Source organism: Sulfitobacter sp. 1A13679 (assembly GCF_043557115.1).
Lineage (GTDB): Bacteria > Pseudomonadota > Alphaproteobacteria > Rhodobacterales > Rhodobacteraceae > Sulfitobacter > Sulfitobacter faviae.
On record NZ_JBIFFO010000014.1, the window covers coordinates 1 to 14,671 of the forward strand.

Annotated in this window: 22 protein-coding genes; 9 read left to right on the plus strand and 13 right to left on the minus strand. The window is 63.0% G+C overall.

Annotation, left to right across the window (positions count from 1 at the left end):
* The 4 genes from ACGYLA_RS12015 to ACGYLA_RS12030 form a co-directional block, all read right to left on the minus strand.
* A partial coding sequence (locus ACGYLA_RS12015) for an ATP-binding protein (protein ID WP_394432685.1) occupies positions 1 to 872 on the minus strand: 872 nt, incomplete at its 3' end.
* 96 nt (positions 873 to 968) lie between these two features.
* Positions 969 to 1,346 carry a type II toxin-antitoxin system death-on-curing family toxin gene (locus ACGYLA_RS12020; RefSeq protein ID WP_209219033.1) on the minus strand — a complete coding sequence of 126 codons (378 nt, stop codon included), beginning with the start codon at positions 1,344 to 1,346 and terminating at the stop codon, positions 969 to 971.
* Positions 1,343 to 1,591 carry a hypothetical protein gene (locus tag ACGYLA_RS12025; RefSeq protein WP_093926785.1) on the minus strand — a complete coding sequence of 83 codons (249 nt, stop codon included), beginning with the start codon at positions 1,589 to 1,591 and terminating at the stop codon, positions 1,343 to 1,345. The genes ACGYLA_RS12020 and ACGYLA_RS12025 overlap by 4 nt, the downstream gene beginning before the upstream one ends.
* A gap of 47 nt (positions 1,592 to 1,638) precedes the next feature.
* Positions 1,639 to 2,526, minus strand: a complete 888-nt coding sequence (locus tag ACGYLA_RS12030) for an alpha/beta fold hydrolase (protein ID WP_394432688.1) — start codon at positions 2,524 to 2,526, stop codon at positions 1,639 to 1,641.
* A gap of 149 nt (positions 2,527 to 2,675) precedes the next feature.
* On the opposite strand from ACGYLA_RS12030, the gene ACGYLA_RS12035 reads away from it, so the two are divergent.
* Entirely contained in the window at positions 2,676 to 4,031 is a 1,356-nt protein-coding gene (locus ACGYLA_RS12035; protein WP_394432690.1) for an MATE family efflux transporter, read from the plus strand.
* A 3-nt stretch (positions 4,032 to 4,034) separates the two neighbouring features.
* On the opposite strand, the gene ACGYLA_RS12040 is transcribed toward ACGYLA_RS12035, so the two are convergent.
* A complete protein-coding gene (locus tag ACGYLA_RS12040; protein ID WP_394432692.1) occupies positions 4,035 to 4,436 on the minus strand; it encodes a hypothetical protein in 402 nt (133 codons plus the stop codon).
* An 11-nt stretch (positions 4,437 to 4,447) separates the two neighbouring features.
* Positions 4,448 to 5,650, minus strand: coding sequence for a pyridoxal phosphate-dependent aminotransferase (locus tag ACGYLA_RS12045; RefSeq protein ID WP_394432694.1), 1,203 nt, complete (start codon positions 5,648 to 5,650; stop codon positions 4,448 to 4,450).
* Between the two features lie 85 nt (positions 5,651 to 5,735).
* Between ACGYLA_RS12045 and ACGYLA_RS12050 the strand changes: the two genes are divergently transcribed.
* From ACGYLA_RS12050 to ACGYLA_RS12060, 3 genes are all read left to right on the plus strand, one after another.
* Positions 5,736 to 6,137, plus strand: coding sequence for a multiprotein-bridging factor 1 family protein (locus tag ACGYLA_RS12050; RefSeq protein ID WP_394416569.1), 402 nt, complete (start codon positions 5,736 to 5,738; stop codon positions 6,135 to 6,137).
* Positions 6,130 to 6,396, plus strand: coding sequence for a succinate dehydrogenase assembly factor 2 (locus ACGYLA_RS12055; RefSeq protein ID WP_394432696.1), 267 nt, complete (start codon positions 6,130 to 6,132; stop codon positions 6,394 to 6,396). The genes ACGYLA_RS12050 and ACGYLA_RS12055 overlap by 8 nt, the downstream gene beginning before the upstream one ends.
* Positions 6,397 to 6,480: 84 nt before the next feature.
* Positions 6,481 to 6,981, plus strand: coding sequence for a MarR family winged helix-turn-helix transcriptional regulator (locus ACGYLA_RS12060; protein ID WP_394432698.1), 501 nt, complete (start codon positions 6,481 to 6,483; stop codon positions 6,979 to 6,981).
* Here the strand turns inward: ACGYLA_RS12060 and ACGYLA_RS12065 are convergent.
* Positions 6,975 to 7,718, minus strand: coding sequence for a DUF1194 domain-containing protein (locus ACGYLA_RS12065; protein WP_394432700.1), 744 nt, complete (start codon positions 7,716 to 7,718; stop codon positions 6,975 to 6,977). The genes ACGYLA_RS12060 and ACGYLA_RS12065 overlap by 7 nt on opposite strands.
* Before the next feature lie 106 nt (positions 7,719 to 7,824).
* Positions 7,825 to 8,259, minus strand: a complete 435-nt coding sequence (locus ACGYLA_RS12070) for a VOC family protein (RefSeq protein ID WP_067262125.1) — start codon at positions 8,257 to 8,259, stop codon at positions 7,825 to 7,827.
* Between the two features lie 234 nt (positions 8,260 to 8,493).
* Between ACGYLA_RS12070 and ACGYLA_RS12075 the strand changes: the two genes are divergently transcribed.
* The 4 genes from ACGYLA_RS12075 (at position 8,494) to ACGYLA_RS12090 (ending at position 11,411) form a co-directional block, all read left to right on the plus strand.
* Positions 8,494 to 9,327: a thymidylate synthase gene (locus tag ACGYLA_RS12075; protein ID WP_394432702.1), complete on the plus strand. Its 834-nt coding sequence runs from the start codon at positions 8,494 to 8,496 to the stop codon at positions 9,325 to 9,327.
* The gene (locus ACGYLA_RS12080) at positions 9,327 to 9,806 is read left to right on the plus strand and encodes a dihydrofolate reductase (protein ID WP_394432704.1); all 480 of its coding nucleotides are present in this window, start codon (positions 9,327 to 9,329) and stop codon (positions 9,804 to 9,806) included. Before ACGYLA_RS12075 ends, ACGYLA_RS12080 begins: the two co-directional genes overlap by 1 nt.
* A gap of 43 nt (positions 9,807 to 9,849) precedes the next feature.
* Positions 9,850 to 11,034: a cytochrome P450 gene (locus tag ACGYLA_RS12085; RefSeq protein WP_394432706.1), complete on the plus strand. Its 1,185-nt coding sequence runs from the start codon at positions 9,850 to 9,852 to the stop codon at positions 11,032 to 11,034.
* A 92-nt stretch (positions 11,035 to 11,126) separates the two neighbouring features.
* A complete protein-coding gene (locus tag ACGYLA_RS12090) occupies positions 11,127 to 11,411 on the plus strand; it encodes a hypothetical protein (protein ID WP_394432708.1) in 285 nt (94 codons plus the stop codon).
* Between the two features lie 54 nt (positions 11,412 to 11,465).
* Here ACGYLA_RS12090 and ACGYLA_RS12095 read toward each other — a convergent pair whose 3' ends face one another.
* A complete protein-coding gene (locus tag ACGYLA_RS12095) occupies positions 11,466 to 11,672 on the minus strand; it encodes a cold-shock protein (protein ID WP_067262111.1) in 207 nt (68 codons plus the stop codon).
* 168 nt (positions 11,673 to 11,840) lie between these two features.
* Here ACGYLA_RS12095 and ACGYLA_RS12100 point away from each other — a divergent pair, with 168 nt between their 5' ends.
* A complete protein-coding gene (locus ACGYLA_RS12100; RefSeq protein ID WP_394432710.1) occupies positions 11,841 to 12,161 on the plus strand; it encodes an arsenate reductase family protein in 321 nt (106 codons plus the stop codon).
* On the opposite strand, the gene ACGYLA_RS12105 is transcribed toward ACGYLA_RS12100, so the two are convergent.
* The 4 genes from ACGYLA_RS12105 to ACGYLA_RS12120 are packed head-to-tail and all read right to left on the minus strand — an operon-like array spanning position 12,158 to position 14,650.
* The gene (locus tag ACGYLA_RS12105) at positions 12,158 to 12,691 is read right to left on the minus strand and encodes a DoxX family protein (RefSeq protein WP_394432712.1); all 534 of its coding nucleotides are present in this window, start codon (positions 12,689 to 12,691) and stop codon (positions 12,158 to 12,160) included. The genes ACGYLA_RS12100 and ACGYLA_RS12105 overlap by 4 nt on opposite strands.
* Positions 12,688 to 13,446, minus strand: a complete 759-nt coding sequence (locus ACGYLA_RS12110; RefSeq protein WP_394432714.1) for a putative DNA-binding domain-containing protein — start codon at positions 13,444 to 13,446, stop codon at positions 12,688 to 12,690. Before ACGYLA_RS12110 ends, ACGYLA_RS12105 begins: the two co-directional genes overlap by 4 nt.
* Positions 13,443 to 14,288: a DUF692 family multinuclear iron-containing protein gene (locus ACGYLA_RS12115; protein ID WP_394432716.1), complete on the minus strand. Its 846-nt coding sequence runs from the start codon at positions 14,286 to 14,288 to the stop codon at positions 13,443 to 13,445. The genes ACGYLA_RS12110 and ACGYLA_RS12115 overlap by 4 nt, the downstream gene beginning before the upstream one ends.
* A 59-nt stretch (positions 14,289 to 14,347) precedes the next feature.
* Positions 14,348 to 14,650: a DUF2282 domain-containing protein gene (locus ACGYLA_RS12120; RefSeq protein ID WP_067260973.1), complete on the minus strand. Its 303-nt coding sequence runs from the start codon at positions 14,648 to 14,650 to the stop codon at positions 14,348 to 14,350.
* Between the last annotated feature and the right edge of the window lie 21 nt (positions 14,651 to 14,671).

The window sequence follows — 14,671 nt, forward strand, 5'->3', positions numbered from 1 at the left end:
GGGACGGTGTTACAGTAGGACTGGATGAAACCGTCGCGCGCGGGCGTCCAGTTGATCGCCCATTCGACCTTGCCCGGCACGCCGAAACGCTCTCGGAACTCGACGGTGCCGGCAAAGGGGTTCTCGGCATAGGTCGTGGCCTTGCCCAGCGTCTCGCGCAGGTAGTCGGCCAGACCGCCGGGGAAGTGGAAGGTCGCCTCCATCGGGGTGTCGCCGTCCTCGATCTCGGATTTCCAGCGGATTTCGACGCCGGAGAAGAGATAGGCCTTGGAGCGGACCATCTTGAGCAGACGCGAGGGTTTGAAGCGGTGCGCGCCAAAAATCTGTTCGTCGGCGTGGAAGGTCACGGTGGTGCCGCGGCGGTTGGGGGCCGCGCCGATCTTCTCCACCGGGCCTTGGGGGATGCCGCGGGAGAAGCGCTGCTCAAAGAGTTCACGGTTGCGCGCCACTTCCACAACCATGGAATCCGACAGCGCGTTGACCACCGAAGCGCCCACACCGTGCAGACCGCCCGAGGTCTGGTAGGCCTTGCCCGAGAACTTGCCGCCTGCGTGCAGCGTGCAGAGGATCACCTCAAGCGCGGATTTGTCGGGAAACTTCGGGTGCGGATCAATCGGAATACCGCGACCGTTGTCGCGGATGGTGACCGAGTAATCGGCGTTCAGTTCCACCTCGATCCGGTTGGCATGGCCCGCGACCGCCTCATCCATCGAGTTGTCGAGCACCTCGGCCACCATGTGGTGCAGCGCGCGCTCATCCGTGCCGCCGATATACATACCGGGGCGCTTGCGGACGGGCTCCAGCCCCTCCAGCACTTCGATGGAGGAGGCATCGTATTCGGTGGGTTCCTGGCCGGAAAGAAGGTCGGTCATGCGGGCCTGCTCTTTGTTTGTGGGTGGGGGCCATTTTGACAGCCCCGCGCGCCGGGGGCAATCGCGGGTTTGTCTTGGGCTGCTGTTTTGCCCGGGTCAGCCAGCTTTGGCGCGCAGCCAGTCGGCAAGGGTCTCTTCATCGATGCGGCCTTGAGCCACTTCGCGGATCAGATCGCCTGCCTCGATGGTTTCGTGGTCAAGCTGCACCCCATTGAGATCAAGGCAGATATCGAGAACGAGATGCGCGGTTCGCTTGTTGGCATCGTTGAAGACATGCCCGGTGGCAACTGCCACGCAATAGGCCGCGGCAAGGTCGAAAACATCTTCGATCATGCCGTAGACCAGCCGGTTATCGACCCGCGCCAATGCCCCTTCTAGCGATTTGTCCAAGGCCATGCCGGCCAACTCGCCTGGGTTTAGTGCGGAATCGTGAATCCTGACGACGAGGTCAGGTGAAAGCAGCACATAGGTCATTTATCTTTGAGGTAGTCCAGAACGGGCTGATTGATGTGCTTCCTGCGGGCGATGCTCTCCATCACCTCATCCAGCGTGGCCACGCGCGGCTCTTCTTGCAACGTCGCCTCGGCGGGTACGAAATAGCCCACGCAGCGCGAGTTCTTCATCACCGCCACGGGCTTGCCGCCCGAACGTTCCAATACCTTATGCGGTTCGCGCATCTCGGTCATGGTGGCGATGTGGTTGGTGTGAATGCGGGTCATGGCGCGGCTCCTGAATGCATATCTGAATATACATTCTTTCGCCCATTTTACAAGGGCCGCTGCCCACACCAGTCGAGCACCGCCGCCGCCACCTCCGACGGTTTTTGGTGGTGCAGCCAATGATCCGCCCCTTCGATCTCGACCCGGGTGAGGTCCGGCGCGAAAGCCTCCAACCCGGCGGTGGCTTCGGGCAGAAGGGCGGTGTCTTCCGTTCCCCAGATCAGCAGATGCGGGCAGGGGACGCGCAAACGGTCGACCGGGAATTCTGGCAGGTCGCGCAGAGGCTTGCCGGGCGCGGCGACTTGCAGGGGGGAGGCGCGATACCAGTTGATCATCGCCCTGAGCCGCCCAGGCCGCCCCCATTCCGCGCGGTAGTCCTCAAGCCGCGCGGGCGTCAGCCAACTGAGGTCCATATTGGCGGAAAAAAGGTCGAGCAGGCCCGCGAAATCGTCCCGCGCCAGCCGCACCGCGCTGCCTTCGGCGCGCAGGGCGTTAATATATTGCGAGGCGCGCGACTGCGCACCGCCTGCGGCCATGGCGCGCTGAAACGGCACGGGATGCACGCCGTTGAGGACGACCAGCCGGGCCACCAGCTCAGGCCGGAACATCGCCAAAGCGTAGCCCACGGAGGCCCCCCAGTCATGTGCCAAGACGGTCACCGGCCTGTCGCCGATCAAAGCGGCCATATCGGCCATGAGATGCGCCATCGCATAGGGTTCGATCCCCTCGGGCGCGCTGCTTTGGCCATAGCCGCGCTGGTCGGGCGCAATGCAATGGAAGTCTTGGCACAGCAGCGGTGCCAGATCACGCCACGCGCCGCCGTATTCGGGAAAACCGTGGAGCATCAACAACGGCGGCAGGCTCTCATCGCCCCAGTGGCGAATGAAAATCTCCTGACCGTTCAATCGGCGGGTTTCGGTCCGTGTCGGTTCCATCGCGAGCCCTCCTGCCACCAGCTTTGCTGTTAAGGGCCGCGGACGCAAGGATTTCATGGCAAAACAGTGGCATCGACCCCGCGCAAACCCATGGCAGAGCGTAAAAACCGCACTTCCCCTTTGCAGCGACCCGGCGTAAGGCTCGTGCCATGACCAAGACAATGACCAACCGCAATCACGTCCGGGCGATCCTGACACTCGGCCTGCCGCTGATCGGCGGGCATCTGGCACAGATGGCAATCGGCGTGACCGATACCGTCATGCTCGGCTGGTATTCGGTTGAGGCGCTGGCGGCGGTGGTCTTGGGCAGCACCTATTTCTTCGTGCTCTTCATCTTTGGGTCGGGCTTTGCCATGGCGGTGATGCCCTTGGTGGCCGCCTATGACGCCGAGGATGACGAGATCGGCCTGCGCCGCGCCACGCGCATGGGGCTGTGGCTCTCGGTGGGGTTCGCTATGATCGCGCTGCCCGCGATGATCTGGTCGCCCGCGGTGCTGGACCTTTTGGGGCAGGGGCCGAACCTTGCCGACCGGGCGGGCGATTACCTCAAAGTGGCGGGCTGGGGCATTCTCCCTGCGCTTTTGGTGATGGTGTTGAAATCCTACCTCGCCGCGTTGGAGCGCACGCAGGTGGTGCTGTGGATCACCCTGCTGGCCGCCGGGGTCAATGCGCTGGCAAATTACGCGTTGATCTTCGGCAACTGGGGCGCGCCGGAGCTTGGCGTGATGGGGGCGGCTGTGGCGTCTGTCACGACGCAATGCGTCTCGTTGATCGGGGTGGTGATCTATGTGCTGATCGCCCTGCCGCAGCACAGCCTGTTCGTGCGCCTCTGGCGGGTGGACGGGCAGATGCTGCTGCGGGTGTTCACGCTGGGGCTGCCGATTGGCCTGACCACGCTGAGCGAGGTTGGCCTTTTCGCCGCCTCCTCGCTGATGATGGGCTGGCTGGGAACGATCCCGCTGGCGGCGCATGGGATTGCCATTCAACTCGCCTCGCTGACCTTCATGGTGCATCTGGGGCTGAGCAACGTCGCCACCATCCGCGCAGGCAACGCCTATGGCCGCCGCGATGTGCCGCATATGAAGCGCGGCGCGGTGATCGTGTTGGTGCTGTCGCTGGTCTTTGCGCTGATCACTATGGTTGGTTTCGTCGGCTACCCCGAGCCGCTGATCTCGGTCTTCATGCAAGAGAATGAGCCTGCGCGGGCCGAGATCCTTGCCATCGGCACCGGCCTTTTGGTGATGGCGGCGCTGTTCCAACTGGTCGATGGGGCGCAGGTGGTGGCCCTTGGGCTGTTGCGCGGGGTGCAGGATACCAAAGTGCCGATGGTCATGGCCGCGGTCAGCTATTGGATCGTCGGCATGCCCTGCTCCTACCTGCTGGGCTTCGTGCTGGGCTTCGGGGCCATGGGCATCTGGGCCGGGCTGGTGGCTGGGCTGGCGGTGGCCGGGCTGCTGCTGAATGCGCGTTTCTGGGGCGTGATCGTCAAGCAGCTGGCGGTTTAGACCTCAGCCCCGGTCAATCCGATCCGCCTTTTTGCGCACCAGCGTGCTGCGCAGGTCGTGCATCGCCAGCAGCAACTCATCCGTCACCGTCTCAAGCTCGGCATCCGTGGCGCGGGACTGCGCCCATTGGGTGGTGAGGTTCAGATGCTCAACCGCGCGGCGGATGTCGTCGATCTCTCGCGCCGCAAGGGTCGCGCGGCGGGCCTTGGTCCAGCGGGCAATCTCGGCCTGATCGGCCTCGGTCAAACGGTGCTGCCCATGGGGCTTTACCTCTCCGTTGCGGATGTTGACCACGGCGATCTGCTCCATCTCGATCCGGCGCTGGCGGTTCGCGGCATCCAGCCGAAACACCGCCGCGCCATTCTCGCGGACCCTGAAGTAATAGTCGGGAAGATCGCCCGCCATGGTGTTGTCCCTTACGTCAGCCCGGCGCAGAAGCTCTGGATACGGCTGCACGCCTCTTTCAGCGCCTCATCCGAGGTAGCGTAGCTGACCCGGAAATTCGGCGAAAGCCCGAAGGCCGCGCCAAAGACGACCGCAACGCCGGTTTCCTCAAGCAAAGCGGTGGCGAAAGCCTCGTCATCCGTGATCTTGGTGCCCGCCGCCGAAGTCTTGCCGATCAGCCCGGCGATGGAGGGATAGACGTAAAACGCCCCCTCGGGCGTGGGGCAGGTGATGCCCTCGATGGCCGAGAGCATCTCAACCACCAGATTGCGGCGGCGCACGAAAGTCTCGTTGTTTTCGGCGATGTAATCCTGTGTGCCGTTGAGCGCCTCCACCGCGGCCCATTGGCTGACCGAACAGGGGTTCGAGGTGCTCTGCGACTGGATCTTACGCATCGCACCAATCAGCTTTTCCGGCCCTGCGGCATAGCCGATGCGCCAGCCGGTCATGGCATAGGCTTTCGACACGCCATTGACCGTCAGCGTGCGGTCGTAGAGCGCGGGTTCCACCTCTGCCGGCGTGCAGAACTCGAAACCGTCATAGGCGAGGTGCTCATACATGTCGTCGGTCATCACCCAGACATGCGGGTGGCGCATCAGCACGTCGGTCAGCGCCTTCAGCTCGTCGCGGCTGTAGCCCGCCCCGGTGGGGTTCGAGGGGGAGTTGAAGATGAACCATTTGGTCTTGGGCGTGATCGCCTCTTCCAGCGCCTCGGGGGTGAGCTTGAAATCGTTCTCCAGCGTCGCGGGGGCGATGACCGGCGTGCCGCCCGCCAAAAGCACCATGTCGGGGTAGCTGACCCAATAGGGCGCGGGGATCACGACCTCTTCGCCGGGGTTCATCGTGGCCATCAGCGCATTGTAGAGGATCTGCTTGCCCCCGGTGCCGACGCTGACCTGCGCGGGCGTGTAATCGAGCCCGTTGTCGCGTTTGAACTTGGCGCAGATCGCCTGTTTCAGCTCGGGGATGCCGTCGACGGGGGTGTATTTCGTCTTGCCCGCGTTGATCGCGGCCACGGCTGCGTCCTTGATGTTCTGCGGCGTGTCGAAATCCGGCTCGCCCGCGCCAAGCGCGATGATGTCGCGCCCCGCGGCCTTGAGTTCTGCCGCTTTGGTGGTGACGGCGATGGTGGGCGACGGTTTGACCCGATCAAGGGTCGCGGACAGCAGTTCCATTTCAGCCTCGGGTTGCTTATGAATATCTCCACGTTCATAGGGGGCGTCCCCGCACCCGGCAAGGGTGTCTGGCAGGAGATAAAGCATGACCGACGAGATTGACTGGTACGGCCCCGAGGCCGCCACCTTTGGCGACCGGGTCGCGGCGGCCCGTGAACAGACCGGCATGACACAGGCGATGTTGGCCAAACGGCTGGGCGTGCGACTGTCCACGCTGCGCGGCTGGGAAGAGGACTTGTCCGAGCCACGCGCCAATCGGCTTTCGATGCTGGCGGGGCTGCTCAACGTTTCGATGATGTGGCTGATCAATGGCGAAGGCGAGGGGGTCGATGCCCCCGAAGCGGGCGAGACCGCGCGCCGTGTGGACCTCGAAGAAGTGCTGGCCGACATGCGCGCCCTGCGCAGCGACCTGCTGAAAAAGGCCGAGACTGTCGGCAAATTGGAAAAGCGCATTCGGCGCCTCATGATGGAGCCCGCAGATGGCTGAAGCCCCCGAACACCGGATCAAACGCCTGCAAATGCGCTCTATGCGCCGGGGCATCAAAGAGATGGACCTGATCCTCTCGGCCTATGCCGAGGCGCGGTTGCCGCAGATGGATGACGCGGGCCTCACACTTTACGACCAAATGCTGAACGAGAATGACCACGACCTCTATCTTTGGGTCAGCGGACAGGCCGAGGCTCCGGCGGAATATGCGGCTCTGATCGCGGATATCCGCGGGCAATTGGCCGAGGCGCGGAGTTAATTCAGAAAACCCGAAAGGGTTTAACGAATTATTCTGATTTTTTAGCGAGTTTCCGGTTCAAACAAAGTGAACTGGAGATTTCGCATGAGCATTCAAGACCCCGCCACGCAGCCGATGGCCATAAAGGGTTTCATGGCAGGCTATCTTGAGTCTCTGTCGCTGGTCGAGCGGCTGCACCGCTTGCTGCTGGACGTGATCAAGGACGAATTCGAACGCGTCGGCGTGTTGGAGATCAACGCCGTGCAAGCGCTGCTTTTGTTCAACATCGGCGATAATGAGGTCACCGCGGGGGAGCTTAAAAGCCGCGGCTACTATCAGGGCAGCAACGTCAGCTACAACCTCAAGAAACTGGTCGAAATGGGCTATATGCACCACCAGCGCTGCGAGATTGACCGCCGTTCCGTGCGCGTGCGCCTGACCGAAAAGGGGCGCTATATTCGCGATGTGGTAGCCGATCTATTCTCGCGCCATGCGGATGGGATGGAAAGCAAGGGTGCCTTAGGGGATGCGGGGATCGAGGATATCACCCGCTCGCTCAAACGGATGGAGCGGTATTGGACGGATCAGATCCGCTATATCTATTGATCCCGGGCAGGGGGGAGCTGGGCATAGGCCCGCCCGTCCAATTCGCGCAGCAGTTTTCGCGTCATGGCGCGGGCGTAGTCTTCGAACCCCTCTGCCGTCTCAACGAATGCCCCGGGGCCGAGGATAACTTCGGCCCGGTAGTATGACGCCAGCGCGCCGACCTCGGCCTGTCCGCCATCGTCAAGGCCCGCGTATTCCGCGCCGATCACCAAGCCGTTGATGGTCAGCTCCTGCGGCCCAAGGGGCGTGTTTTGCAAGCTGTCGCGTATATCCCGGGGCCGCGGCCCGAAGTTCGAGATACCATCGCCCGAGATATCCAACGTGTGTTTCCGGCAGTCCGAACGCGCCGCCAACTGCCGCGCGCCGAATTGCATCGCATCGCCCAAGGCCGTACCGGGCGACGCCGCGCGCCGCTCGGTGCTGCGCAAAAGGGTGATGGCATCGTCAAGCGTGGCGGTATCGCGCGAAGGCGTCCAAGGTAGGACCACCCGCTGATCGCCGGACCCGCTCCACTCATAGACCATCAGATCGACGTGATCTCCGGGCCGCGCCAGCAGGGCATCCCGCAGGCGCGGATCGTCCAACGCCTCGGCCAAACCGCCCAACTGCAACCGATACTCCCGCGCATCGACAGAACCGGAAACGTCCAGCCCCAAGGCCAGCGCCTGCCGACAGGCGGCCTCGGCCCATTGCGGGCCTGATAGGGTGAGGAAAAGGGCGAGGGCGGCGCGGATCATCTCTCTGCCTTCGGCAGGGCATCAGAAAAACGCGGCTCAAGCGGGGGAGGCGGAAAAGCCCCCCGCGCTACAATCATCAGCGCCGGGGCGGCGCGGGGGCTACCCCTTACCAATGGCCGGTGTTTTCCATGCTGGCCCATGGCTCCTGCGCGGGCAGGGCGTCACCCTCTTGCAGCAATTCGACGGAGATATTGTCGGGCGAGCGGACAAAGGCCATGCGCCCGTCGCGCGGCGGGCGGTTGATGGTCACGCCGTTGTCTTGCAGGTGCTGGCAGGTCTCATAAATATTCTCGACCGTATAGGCGAGGTGGCCGAAATGGCGGCTGTCGCTGGGCAGCGCGTCGTCGCCGTCCCAATTGTAGGTCAGCTCAACATCGGCATGACCGTCGTCCATGCCCGGGGGGCAGAGGAAAACCAGCGTGAAACGGCCCCCTTCGTTGTCGATCCGGCGCCGCTCGACCAGGCCCAGAAGTTTGTAAAATGCGATGGAGGCGTCGAGATCTTTCACGCGCACCATGGTGTGCAGGTATTTGATGGGCATCGGTTTTCCTTTGGTTGGCTGGCCTGAACGGGGCGGCGCCCCTTCCAAGCTTGAATGTCGTTCAAAGCGGGCGGGGGCAAATTAACCCTTCGCGCTTCGCGGTGGAGTTTAGGGGCGAAACCGCCGGTGTCAAAGTGGGCGGACGATGTCAGTTGATTGCGCAATGATTGGCTGTAGGCTAAAGGCCCGGAAGGCAACGCAAAGGCAAATGCCAAGATTGACGAGGGTCGCCGCATGAAACAGTACCATGATGCGCTGCGCGAAGTGCTGGAGCAGGGGGTGACCTCGACCGACCGCACGGGAACGGGGACGATCTCTCATTTCGGGATGCAGCAGCGTTACCGGTTGGCCGATGGCTTCCCGCTGGTCACCACGAAAAAGCTGCATCTAAAATCCATCGTGCATGAGCTTTTGTGGTTCCTCGCCGGGGATACGAACATCGCCTATCTCAAGGAAAACGGTGTTCGCATCTGGGACGAATGGGCCGATGAAAACGGCGATCTCGGCCCGGTTTACGGCCACCAGTGGCGGCGTTTCCCGATGGTGGGTGAACCGATGCCCCAGCCCGATGGCACGCTGCTCCATCAAGCCGGGCAGGTCGATCAGATCGCCAAACTGGTCGAGGCAATCCGCAAGACCCCCGACAGCCGCCGCCTGATCGTTTCGGCGTGGAATCCGGGCGAGGTGGACCAGATGGCGCTGCCGCCCTGCCATACGCTCTGGCAGGTGCGCATCGCGGGCGGCAAGCTGCATTTGCAGCTTTACCAGCGCTCGGCGGATATGTTCCTCGGCGTGCCGTTCAACATCGCCTCCTACGCGCTGCTCTTGGAAATGCTGGCCCATGTGACCGGCTACGCCCCTGGCGATTTCGTGCATTCCATGGGTGACGCGCATATCTATTCCAACCATCTAGAGCAGGTGAAAACTCAACTCGCGCGGACGCCCAAGCCGCTGCCGAAACTGCGGATCAACCGCGAGGTCAGCTCGATCTTTGATTTCCGCTATGAGGATTTCACCTTTGAGGGCTATGATCCGGACCCCGCGATCAAAGCACCGGTGGCCGTCTGATGCTGAGCCTGATTGTCGCCCGCGCCCGCAACGGCGCCATTGGCAAAGGCGGGGATATCCCTTGGTCGCTGCCCGAAGACTTGAAATTCTTTCAGCGTGAAACCACCGGTGGGGCCATCATCATGGGGCGCCGAACGTGGGAGAGCTTGCCCTTCAAGCCGTTGAAAAACCGTTTGAATTGCGTCGTCTCCAGCAGCGAGGTCGAGGGCGTCCATGTGGCGCGCGACCCGCAAGCCGCTTTGGGCTATTGCGCGGCAGAGGGCTATCGCCGGGTCTACGGCATCGGCGGCGAAGGCATCTACCGCGCGCTTTTGCCCCTCGCGGACCGGCTTTTGGTGACCGAAGTGGATGTGGAAATCGACGGCGCCGATGCGTTCTTTCCCGCGTTCGACCCAGACGAATGGATCGAATTGGGCAACCTTTGCCTGCGCACATCCGGTCCGCGTGCCATCGCGCGGGAGTGGCTGCGCCGCTGCTGACCGGCCATTGACATAGGCCGCGCGGCGGGCATCACTACGGGCCATGTTTGATCTATCCGCACCGCCCGAAGGGTTTGTCGAGAACCCGTTCCCCCATTACGACCGCCTGCTGCGCGAAGCCCCGGTGCTGCGCCAGCCTGACGGCTCGGTCCTGATTTGCCGCCATGCGGATCTGAACGCGATCTACCGCGACACCACGCTTTATATCTCGGATAAGAAACTGGCCTTCGCGCCGAAATTCGGCCCCGGCAGCCCCCTGTTCGAACATCACACCACCAGCCTCGTTTTCAATGACCCGCCTTTGCATACCCGCGTGCGGCGGATCATGACCTCGGCCCTTACGCCCAAGGCGCTGGCGCGGATGGAGCCGGGGTTGATCGATACGGTGGACCGGCTGCTTGAGGGGCTGGGCCCCACGCCGGACCTGATCGAGGACTATGCCAGTTGCATCCCGGTGCAGATCATCGGCAACCTGCTGGACGTGCCGATGGAACAGCGCGGCCCGCTTCGCGATTGGTCGCTGGCGATCCTCGGCGCGCTGGAGCCGACCTTGAGCGATGCAGAGCTTGAGACGGGCCATGCGGCGGTGCGGGAGTTCAAAGCCTATCTGCAAGACCTTATCGCGCGACGCCGGGCCGCGCCGGGGGATCCCGAAACCGATGTGTTGACCCGACTGATCGCCGGGGATGACGGGGGGCAGCTGACCGAGATCGAGTTGATCCAAAACTGTATTTTCATCCTGAACGCGGGCCATGAGACGACGACCAATCTGATCGGCAGCGCCCTTGCGCTGCTGCATGACCATCCCGACCAAAAGGCCCGGCTGCTGGCCGAGCCTGCCCTGATCGGGCCTTGTATCGAAGAGGTGCTGCGCTTCCGCTCGCCCAATCAATTCGGCAACCGGGAAACCACGGCCCCGGTCACCATCGGCGGGGTCGAGATCGCCGCGGGCAGCAACCTGCACCTTTGTATCGGGGCTGCGAACCGAGACCCGGAAGTCTTTGAGGAGCCGACAAAATTCGATATCGGGCGCAAGCCCAATCGGCATCTGGCCTTTGCCGGTGGCCCGCATGTCTGCGTGGGGCTGACTTTGGCGCGGATGGAAGGGAAGATCGCGCTTCAACGCTTCCTGAACCGCTACCCGGATTATGAAATCAGCGCGGCGCGCCAAGGGGGCGGGCGCATCCGCTTTCACGGCTACGCAACACTTCCGGCGCGGCTGAACTAAAACGGACCTGCCATAAAAGACTGGACTAAAGGAAATCGCCCCGGCAATCTTCGTTAATATTATACATAATTACGAGGGTTATCATGCGTCTAATGACAGCTATTGCAGTGGCGGCAGGGCTTCTTTCAGCCGGGCTGGCCAGTCAGGTCTCGGCAGAGCCCAAGGTCTACGCCTATCCCAGTTCCGCAAATTACTGCCCGGCGGGGCTGCAGCCGGTGACCCTTGGCGGGGCGATCTGTTGTGGCACGCCGAACCAGACCATGACCTATGCTGAGGTCAAGGCGCACCCCGTGCAGCGCCGTCACCGCGTGGTCACACCGCGCCGTTCAGCCCGCGTGCCTTGCCCGGTTGGGGCCAAGGGCTGTTCGTATAACTGATTTTTCAAGCAACGCCCGGCGCGGGACGCCGGGTGTTTTCTTGCAATATCGTGGCTAGAGCAGCGCGAGGTCGGTGGCCATCTGCCGTCCGTCGCGGCCTTCGGTCAATTCATAGCTGACCTTTTGATCGTCCGCCAAGCCGGTCAGGCCAGACCGTTCGACCGCCGAAATATGAACAAATACATCGTTACCGCCGCTTTCGGGGGCGATGAACCCGTAGCCTTTGGTGGTGTTAAACCATTTCACGGTGCCAGTTGGCATAATCTCCGCGCCTCCTTTGTCTTTGCGTCTCTGCGTCCAGCAGAATGGCGAAAGCGATTGAATTGCGACCCGCCATAATAGAAAGATCGCGCGGACTGGAAAAAAATCAAGCGATCAGCTGCGAGATCCGCAACTGGGCGTGGGATCGCGAGGCTGAGGGAGACGGATGTGCTAATTTATGGGCTGAAAAATTGTGACAGCTGTCGTAAGGCGAAAAAGGCGCTGCCAGAGGCGCAATTGGTCGACGTGCGGGAGGAGGGCGTGCCCACCGCGGTCTTGGAAAAGGCCCACGCGCAGTTTGGTGCGGCCTTGGTTAACACCCGTTCGACAACCTGGCGCGGGCTGGATGACGCGGCCCGCAAGGAAGAGCCGCTGGCCCTGATTAAAGCCCATCCGGCCCTGATGAAGCGGCCCCTGATTGCGGTGGGTGATCGGCTGTTTATGGGGTGGAACAAAGAGATACAAGCCGACGTTCAAGCGATGCTTTAACCGCGGCTCGCCAAAAGCCGGTCCAGTGACAGGGGGCCGGCCCCTTTGATGACGAGCACCAAAAGCAAGAAGATCCAGAGCGCCCGCTGGTCGAGGATATTGGCGTCGGGGAAACGGTCGAACCACGCGCCGAGGGCGCTGCCGTGGCCGTAGAGATCGGTCAGCGATTGCACCACGACAAAGCCCACCATCGCCAGCGCGGCCAATCGGGTCAGCAGGCCGATGACGATGAGCAGGGGCAGGATGAACTCCGCCACAGTTCCGGCGACGACGACGAGCCAATGAAACAGCCCAAGCGCGTCGGTGTCATAGCCGACCGCCTCGAAAACGCGGGGGAAGATCTGGGCGTAGGCGCCGGTGGAAGGGGTGAAGATGCCCAAAGGGCCGGGGCCAAGTTTGGTTAGACCGGCGTTCAGGAAGTAGACCAGCAACACCGCGGCAAAGAGGAACCGGGCAAGGGTCGGAAGCAGCCAGTCGGCCCGCTCCAGTCGGTCGGCGGTGGTGCGGTAAAGGGGCAGAAATCGGGTCATTGGCTTTCCTCCACGGAAATCGCGCTGAAGACGCCGTGGCTCAGGGCAAAGCCTAGGGCGACGGCGAGGTCGAACTCAGGTACGGCGTCGACTGCGGCTTCATGGGCCGCCCCGAAGGTCCGCCCCTCGGCAAGGAGACCGAACCATTGCGCCGCGCCGGGCGGCGCCAGATGCGGGGCGGGATCATAGGCGGGGCGGGTGATGACCACGTCCTGCGCCACGTTGCGCGGTTTGGGCGCGTTATCGGTGAAATTATAGCGCCAGATGTCGAAAAGCGGCCAATCTGACCGCAAAACGCGGGTCGCGGGGGCGAGGGTGAGCTTGGCTCCCATCAGCGCATCGGGAGGGAGCGCCTCGAAGGTCTGCGGATCCAGCGGTGCCGCGTCGGCGGCGTGGTACGAGGACCGCAGCGCGAGGTCGAGCCTTGCGGCATCGGCGAGATAGCCGATTTTCGCCAGTGGCGCGAAACCTGCGATGAACCCCGGAAAATCCGCGCCATAATGCATCATCACCGGCGATTTCGGCGGATGCGCCCGGACATAGAGCGGCGCGAGTTCGGCAAAATTGCGGGCACCGATCAGCTTGCGCACCAGCGGAAAGGCCACTTCGAGGGCCGCGATCAGGGAATGGGTGACATTGTTGCGATAGACGCCATAGCGCCCGCCCGCTGGTTGCCCCTTGCCATCGCGCAGCCCGGCGGGGGCGGGGCGCGCGGGGTCAAGCAGCCCCGCGCGAAAACTGTGCTGGTCGGTCACGCCAGCACCTCGGCGGCGCGATTGGCTTCGGCCCGCAGGACGGGCCAGTCGGGCACGTCATTGTCCCACTCGACCAGTACCGGCTTTGGACCGGTTTGGGCCAGCGTGTAGCTGAGCAAGTCCCAGACCGGATCGACGACCTCTTTGCCATGGCTGTCGATCAACAGCGGCGCGCCGTGATCGTCGGTGTCGTCGTCATGGCCGCCCACATGGATCTCCCCCACATGGTCTGTCGGGAAGGCGTCGATGTAGCCCTGCGGCGATAGCCCGAGGTTGGTGGCCGAAATGAAGACATTGTTGACATCCAGCAAGAGCCCGCAGGAGGTTCGCGCGATGATCTCGGCTAAAAAGTCAGTTTCGGACAAGTCAGATTCTTCGAATGCGAGGTAGCTTGAGGGGTTTTCAAGCAGCATTTGCCGCCCCAACACCTCTTGCACCTGATTGATATGCGCGGCGACGCGGGTCAGCGTTTCTTCGGTATAGGGCAGGGGGAGGAGGTCGTTGAGATATTCCATCCCATGGGTCGACCACGCCAAATGTTCGGAGAAGGACGCAGGCTGGGTTCGGTCACAGAGGGTCTTGAGCCGCGCGAGGTGGTCTGCGTCGAGGGGGCCTTCGCCGCCGATCGACAGGCCGACGCCATGAACCGACAGGGCGAAACGTTCCTGCAAGGCGCGCAGCTGCGCATGGGGGCGGCCACCGTCGCCCATGTAGTTCTCGGCATGCACCTCGATCCAGCGGACCGGACCTGGATCGGCCATCAAGCCATCGAAATGCCGGGATTTATATCCGACCCCGGGGGCATTGGGCAGCGTGGTGAGAGGGGGGGTATTGTCGCGCATATCGGCCTCCGGCATGGGGCGGGGCAGGGTCCGGGCGGGTGCCGCCCGGACCGCTTTGATTAAGCGGGCAGGTCGCGGTCGAGCGGCTCAAGAGAGCCGGTCCGCTCGGTCCCGTCGGCCATGGCGGGCAGGTCGATCTCGGCGCAGGTGCCTTCGTCGACGAGGGTCCATGCGTTGCCTTGGTAGTCGGTCACGGAGGTGCCGGCGCAGGTCGTGCCGGGGCCAGCGGCGCAGTCGTTCTCACCGGCCAGCGATACGCCATAGCATTTCTCTTGCGAGGCGGCGGAGGCGGTGGTGGCGTGGCTGCCGAGAGCGGCGGCAACGGCCCCTGCGATGGCGGCGGTCTTGAGTGTGTTGGACATTGTCATTTTCCTTCCTGATGG

Bases quoted from the DNA above. Each gene is read 5' to 3' on its own strand.
- ACGYLA_RS12020 (WP_209219033.1), bottom strand. From the start codon at position 1,346: ATGACCTATGTGCTGCTTTCACCTGACCTCGTCGTCAGGATTCACGAT.
- ACGYLA_RS12025 (WP_093926785.1), bottom strand. From the start codon at position 1,591: ATGACCCGCATTCACACCAACCACATCGCCACCATGACCGAGATGCGC.
- ACGYLA_RS12030 (WP_394432688.1), bottom strand. From the start codon at position 2,526: ATGGAACCGACACGGACCGAAACCCGCCGATTGAACGGTCAGGAGATT.
- ACGYLA_RS12035 (WP_394432690.1), top strand. From the start codon at position 2,676: ATGACCAAGACAATGACCAACCGCAATCACGTCCGGGCGATCCTGACA.
- ACGYLA_RS12040 (WP_394432692.1), bottom strand. From the start codon at position 4,436: ATGGCGGGCGATCTTCCCGACTATTACTTCAGGGTCCGCGAGAATGGC.
- ACGYLA_RS12045 (WP_394432694.1), bottom strand. From the start codon at position 5,650: ATGGAACTGCTGTCCGCGACCCTTGATCGGGTCAAACCGTCGCCCACC.
- ACGYLA_RS12050 (WP_394416569.1), top strand. From the start codon at position 5,736: ATGACCGACGAGATTGACTGGTACGGCCCCGAGGCCGCCACCTTTGGC.
- ACGYLA_RS12055 (WP_394432696.1), top strand. From the start codon at position 6,130: ATGGCTGAAGCCCCCGAACACCGGATCAAACGCCTGCAAATGCGCTCT.
- ACGYLA_RS12060 (WP_394432698.1), top strand. From the start codon at position 6,481: ATGAGCATTCAAGACCCCGCCACGCAGCCGATGGCCATAAAGGGTTTC.
- ACGYLA_RS12065 (WP_394432700.1), bottom strand. From the start codon at position 7,718: ATGATCCGCGCCGCCCTCGCCCTTTTCCTCACCCTATCAGGCCCGCAA.
- ACGYLA_RS12070 (WP_067262125.1), bottom strand. From the start codon at position 8,259: ATGCCCATCAAATACCTGCACACCATGGTGCGCGTGAAAGATCTCGAC.
- ACGYLA_RS12075 (WP_394432702.1), top strand. From the start codon at position 8,494: ATGAAACAGTACCATGATGCGCTGCGCGAAGTGCTGGAGCAGGGGGTG.
- ACGYLA_RS12080 (WP_394432704.1), top strand. From the start codon at position 9,327: ATGCTGAGCCTGATTGTCGCCCGCGCCCGCAACGGCGCCATTGGCAAA.
- ACGYLA_RS12085 (WP_394432706.1), top strand. From the start codon at position 9,850: ATGTTTGATCTATCCGCACCGCCCGAAGGGTTTGTCGAGAACCCGTTC.
- ACGYLA_RS12090 (WP_394432708.1), top strand. From the start codon at position 11,127: ATGACAGCTATTGCAGTGGCGGCAGGGCTTCTTTCAGCCGGGCTGGCC.
- ACGYLA_RS12095 (WP_067262111.1), bottom strand. From the start codon at position 11,672: ATGCCAACTGGCACCGTGAAATGGTTTAACACCACCAAAGGCTACGGG.
- ACGYLA_RS12105 (WP_394432712.1), bottom strand. From the start codon at position 12,691: ATGACCCGATTTCTGCCCCTTTACCGCACCACCGCCGACCGACTGGAG.
- ACGYLA_RS12115 (WP_394432716.1), bottom strand. From the start codon at position 14,288: ATGCGCGACAATACCCCCCCTCTCACCACGCTGCCCAATGCCCCCGGG.
- ACGYLA_RS12120 (WP_067260973.1), bottom strand. From the start codon at position 14,650: ATGTCCAACACACTCAAGACCGCCGCCATCGCAGGGGCCGTTGCCGCC.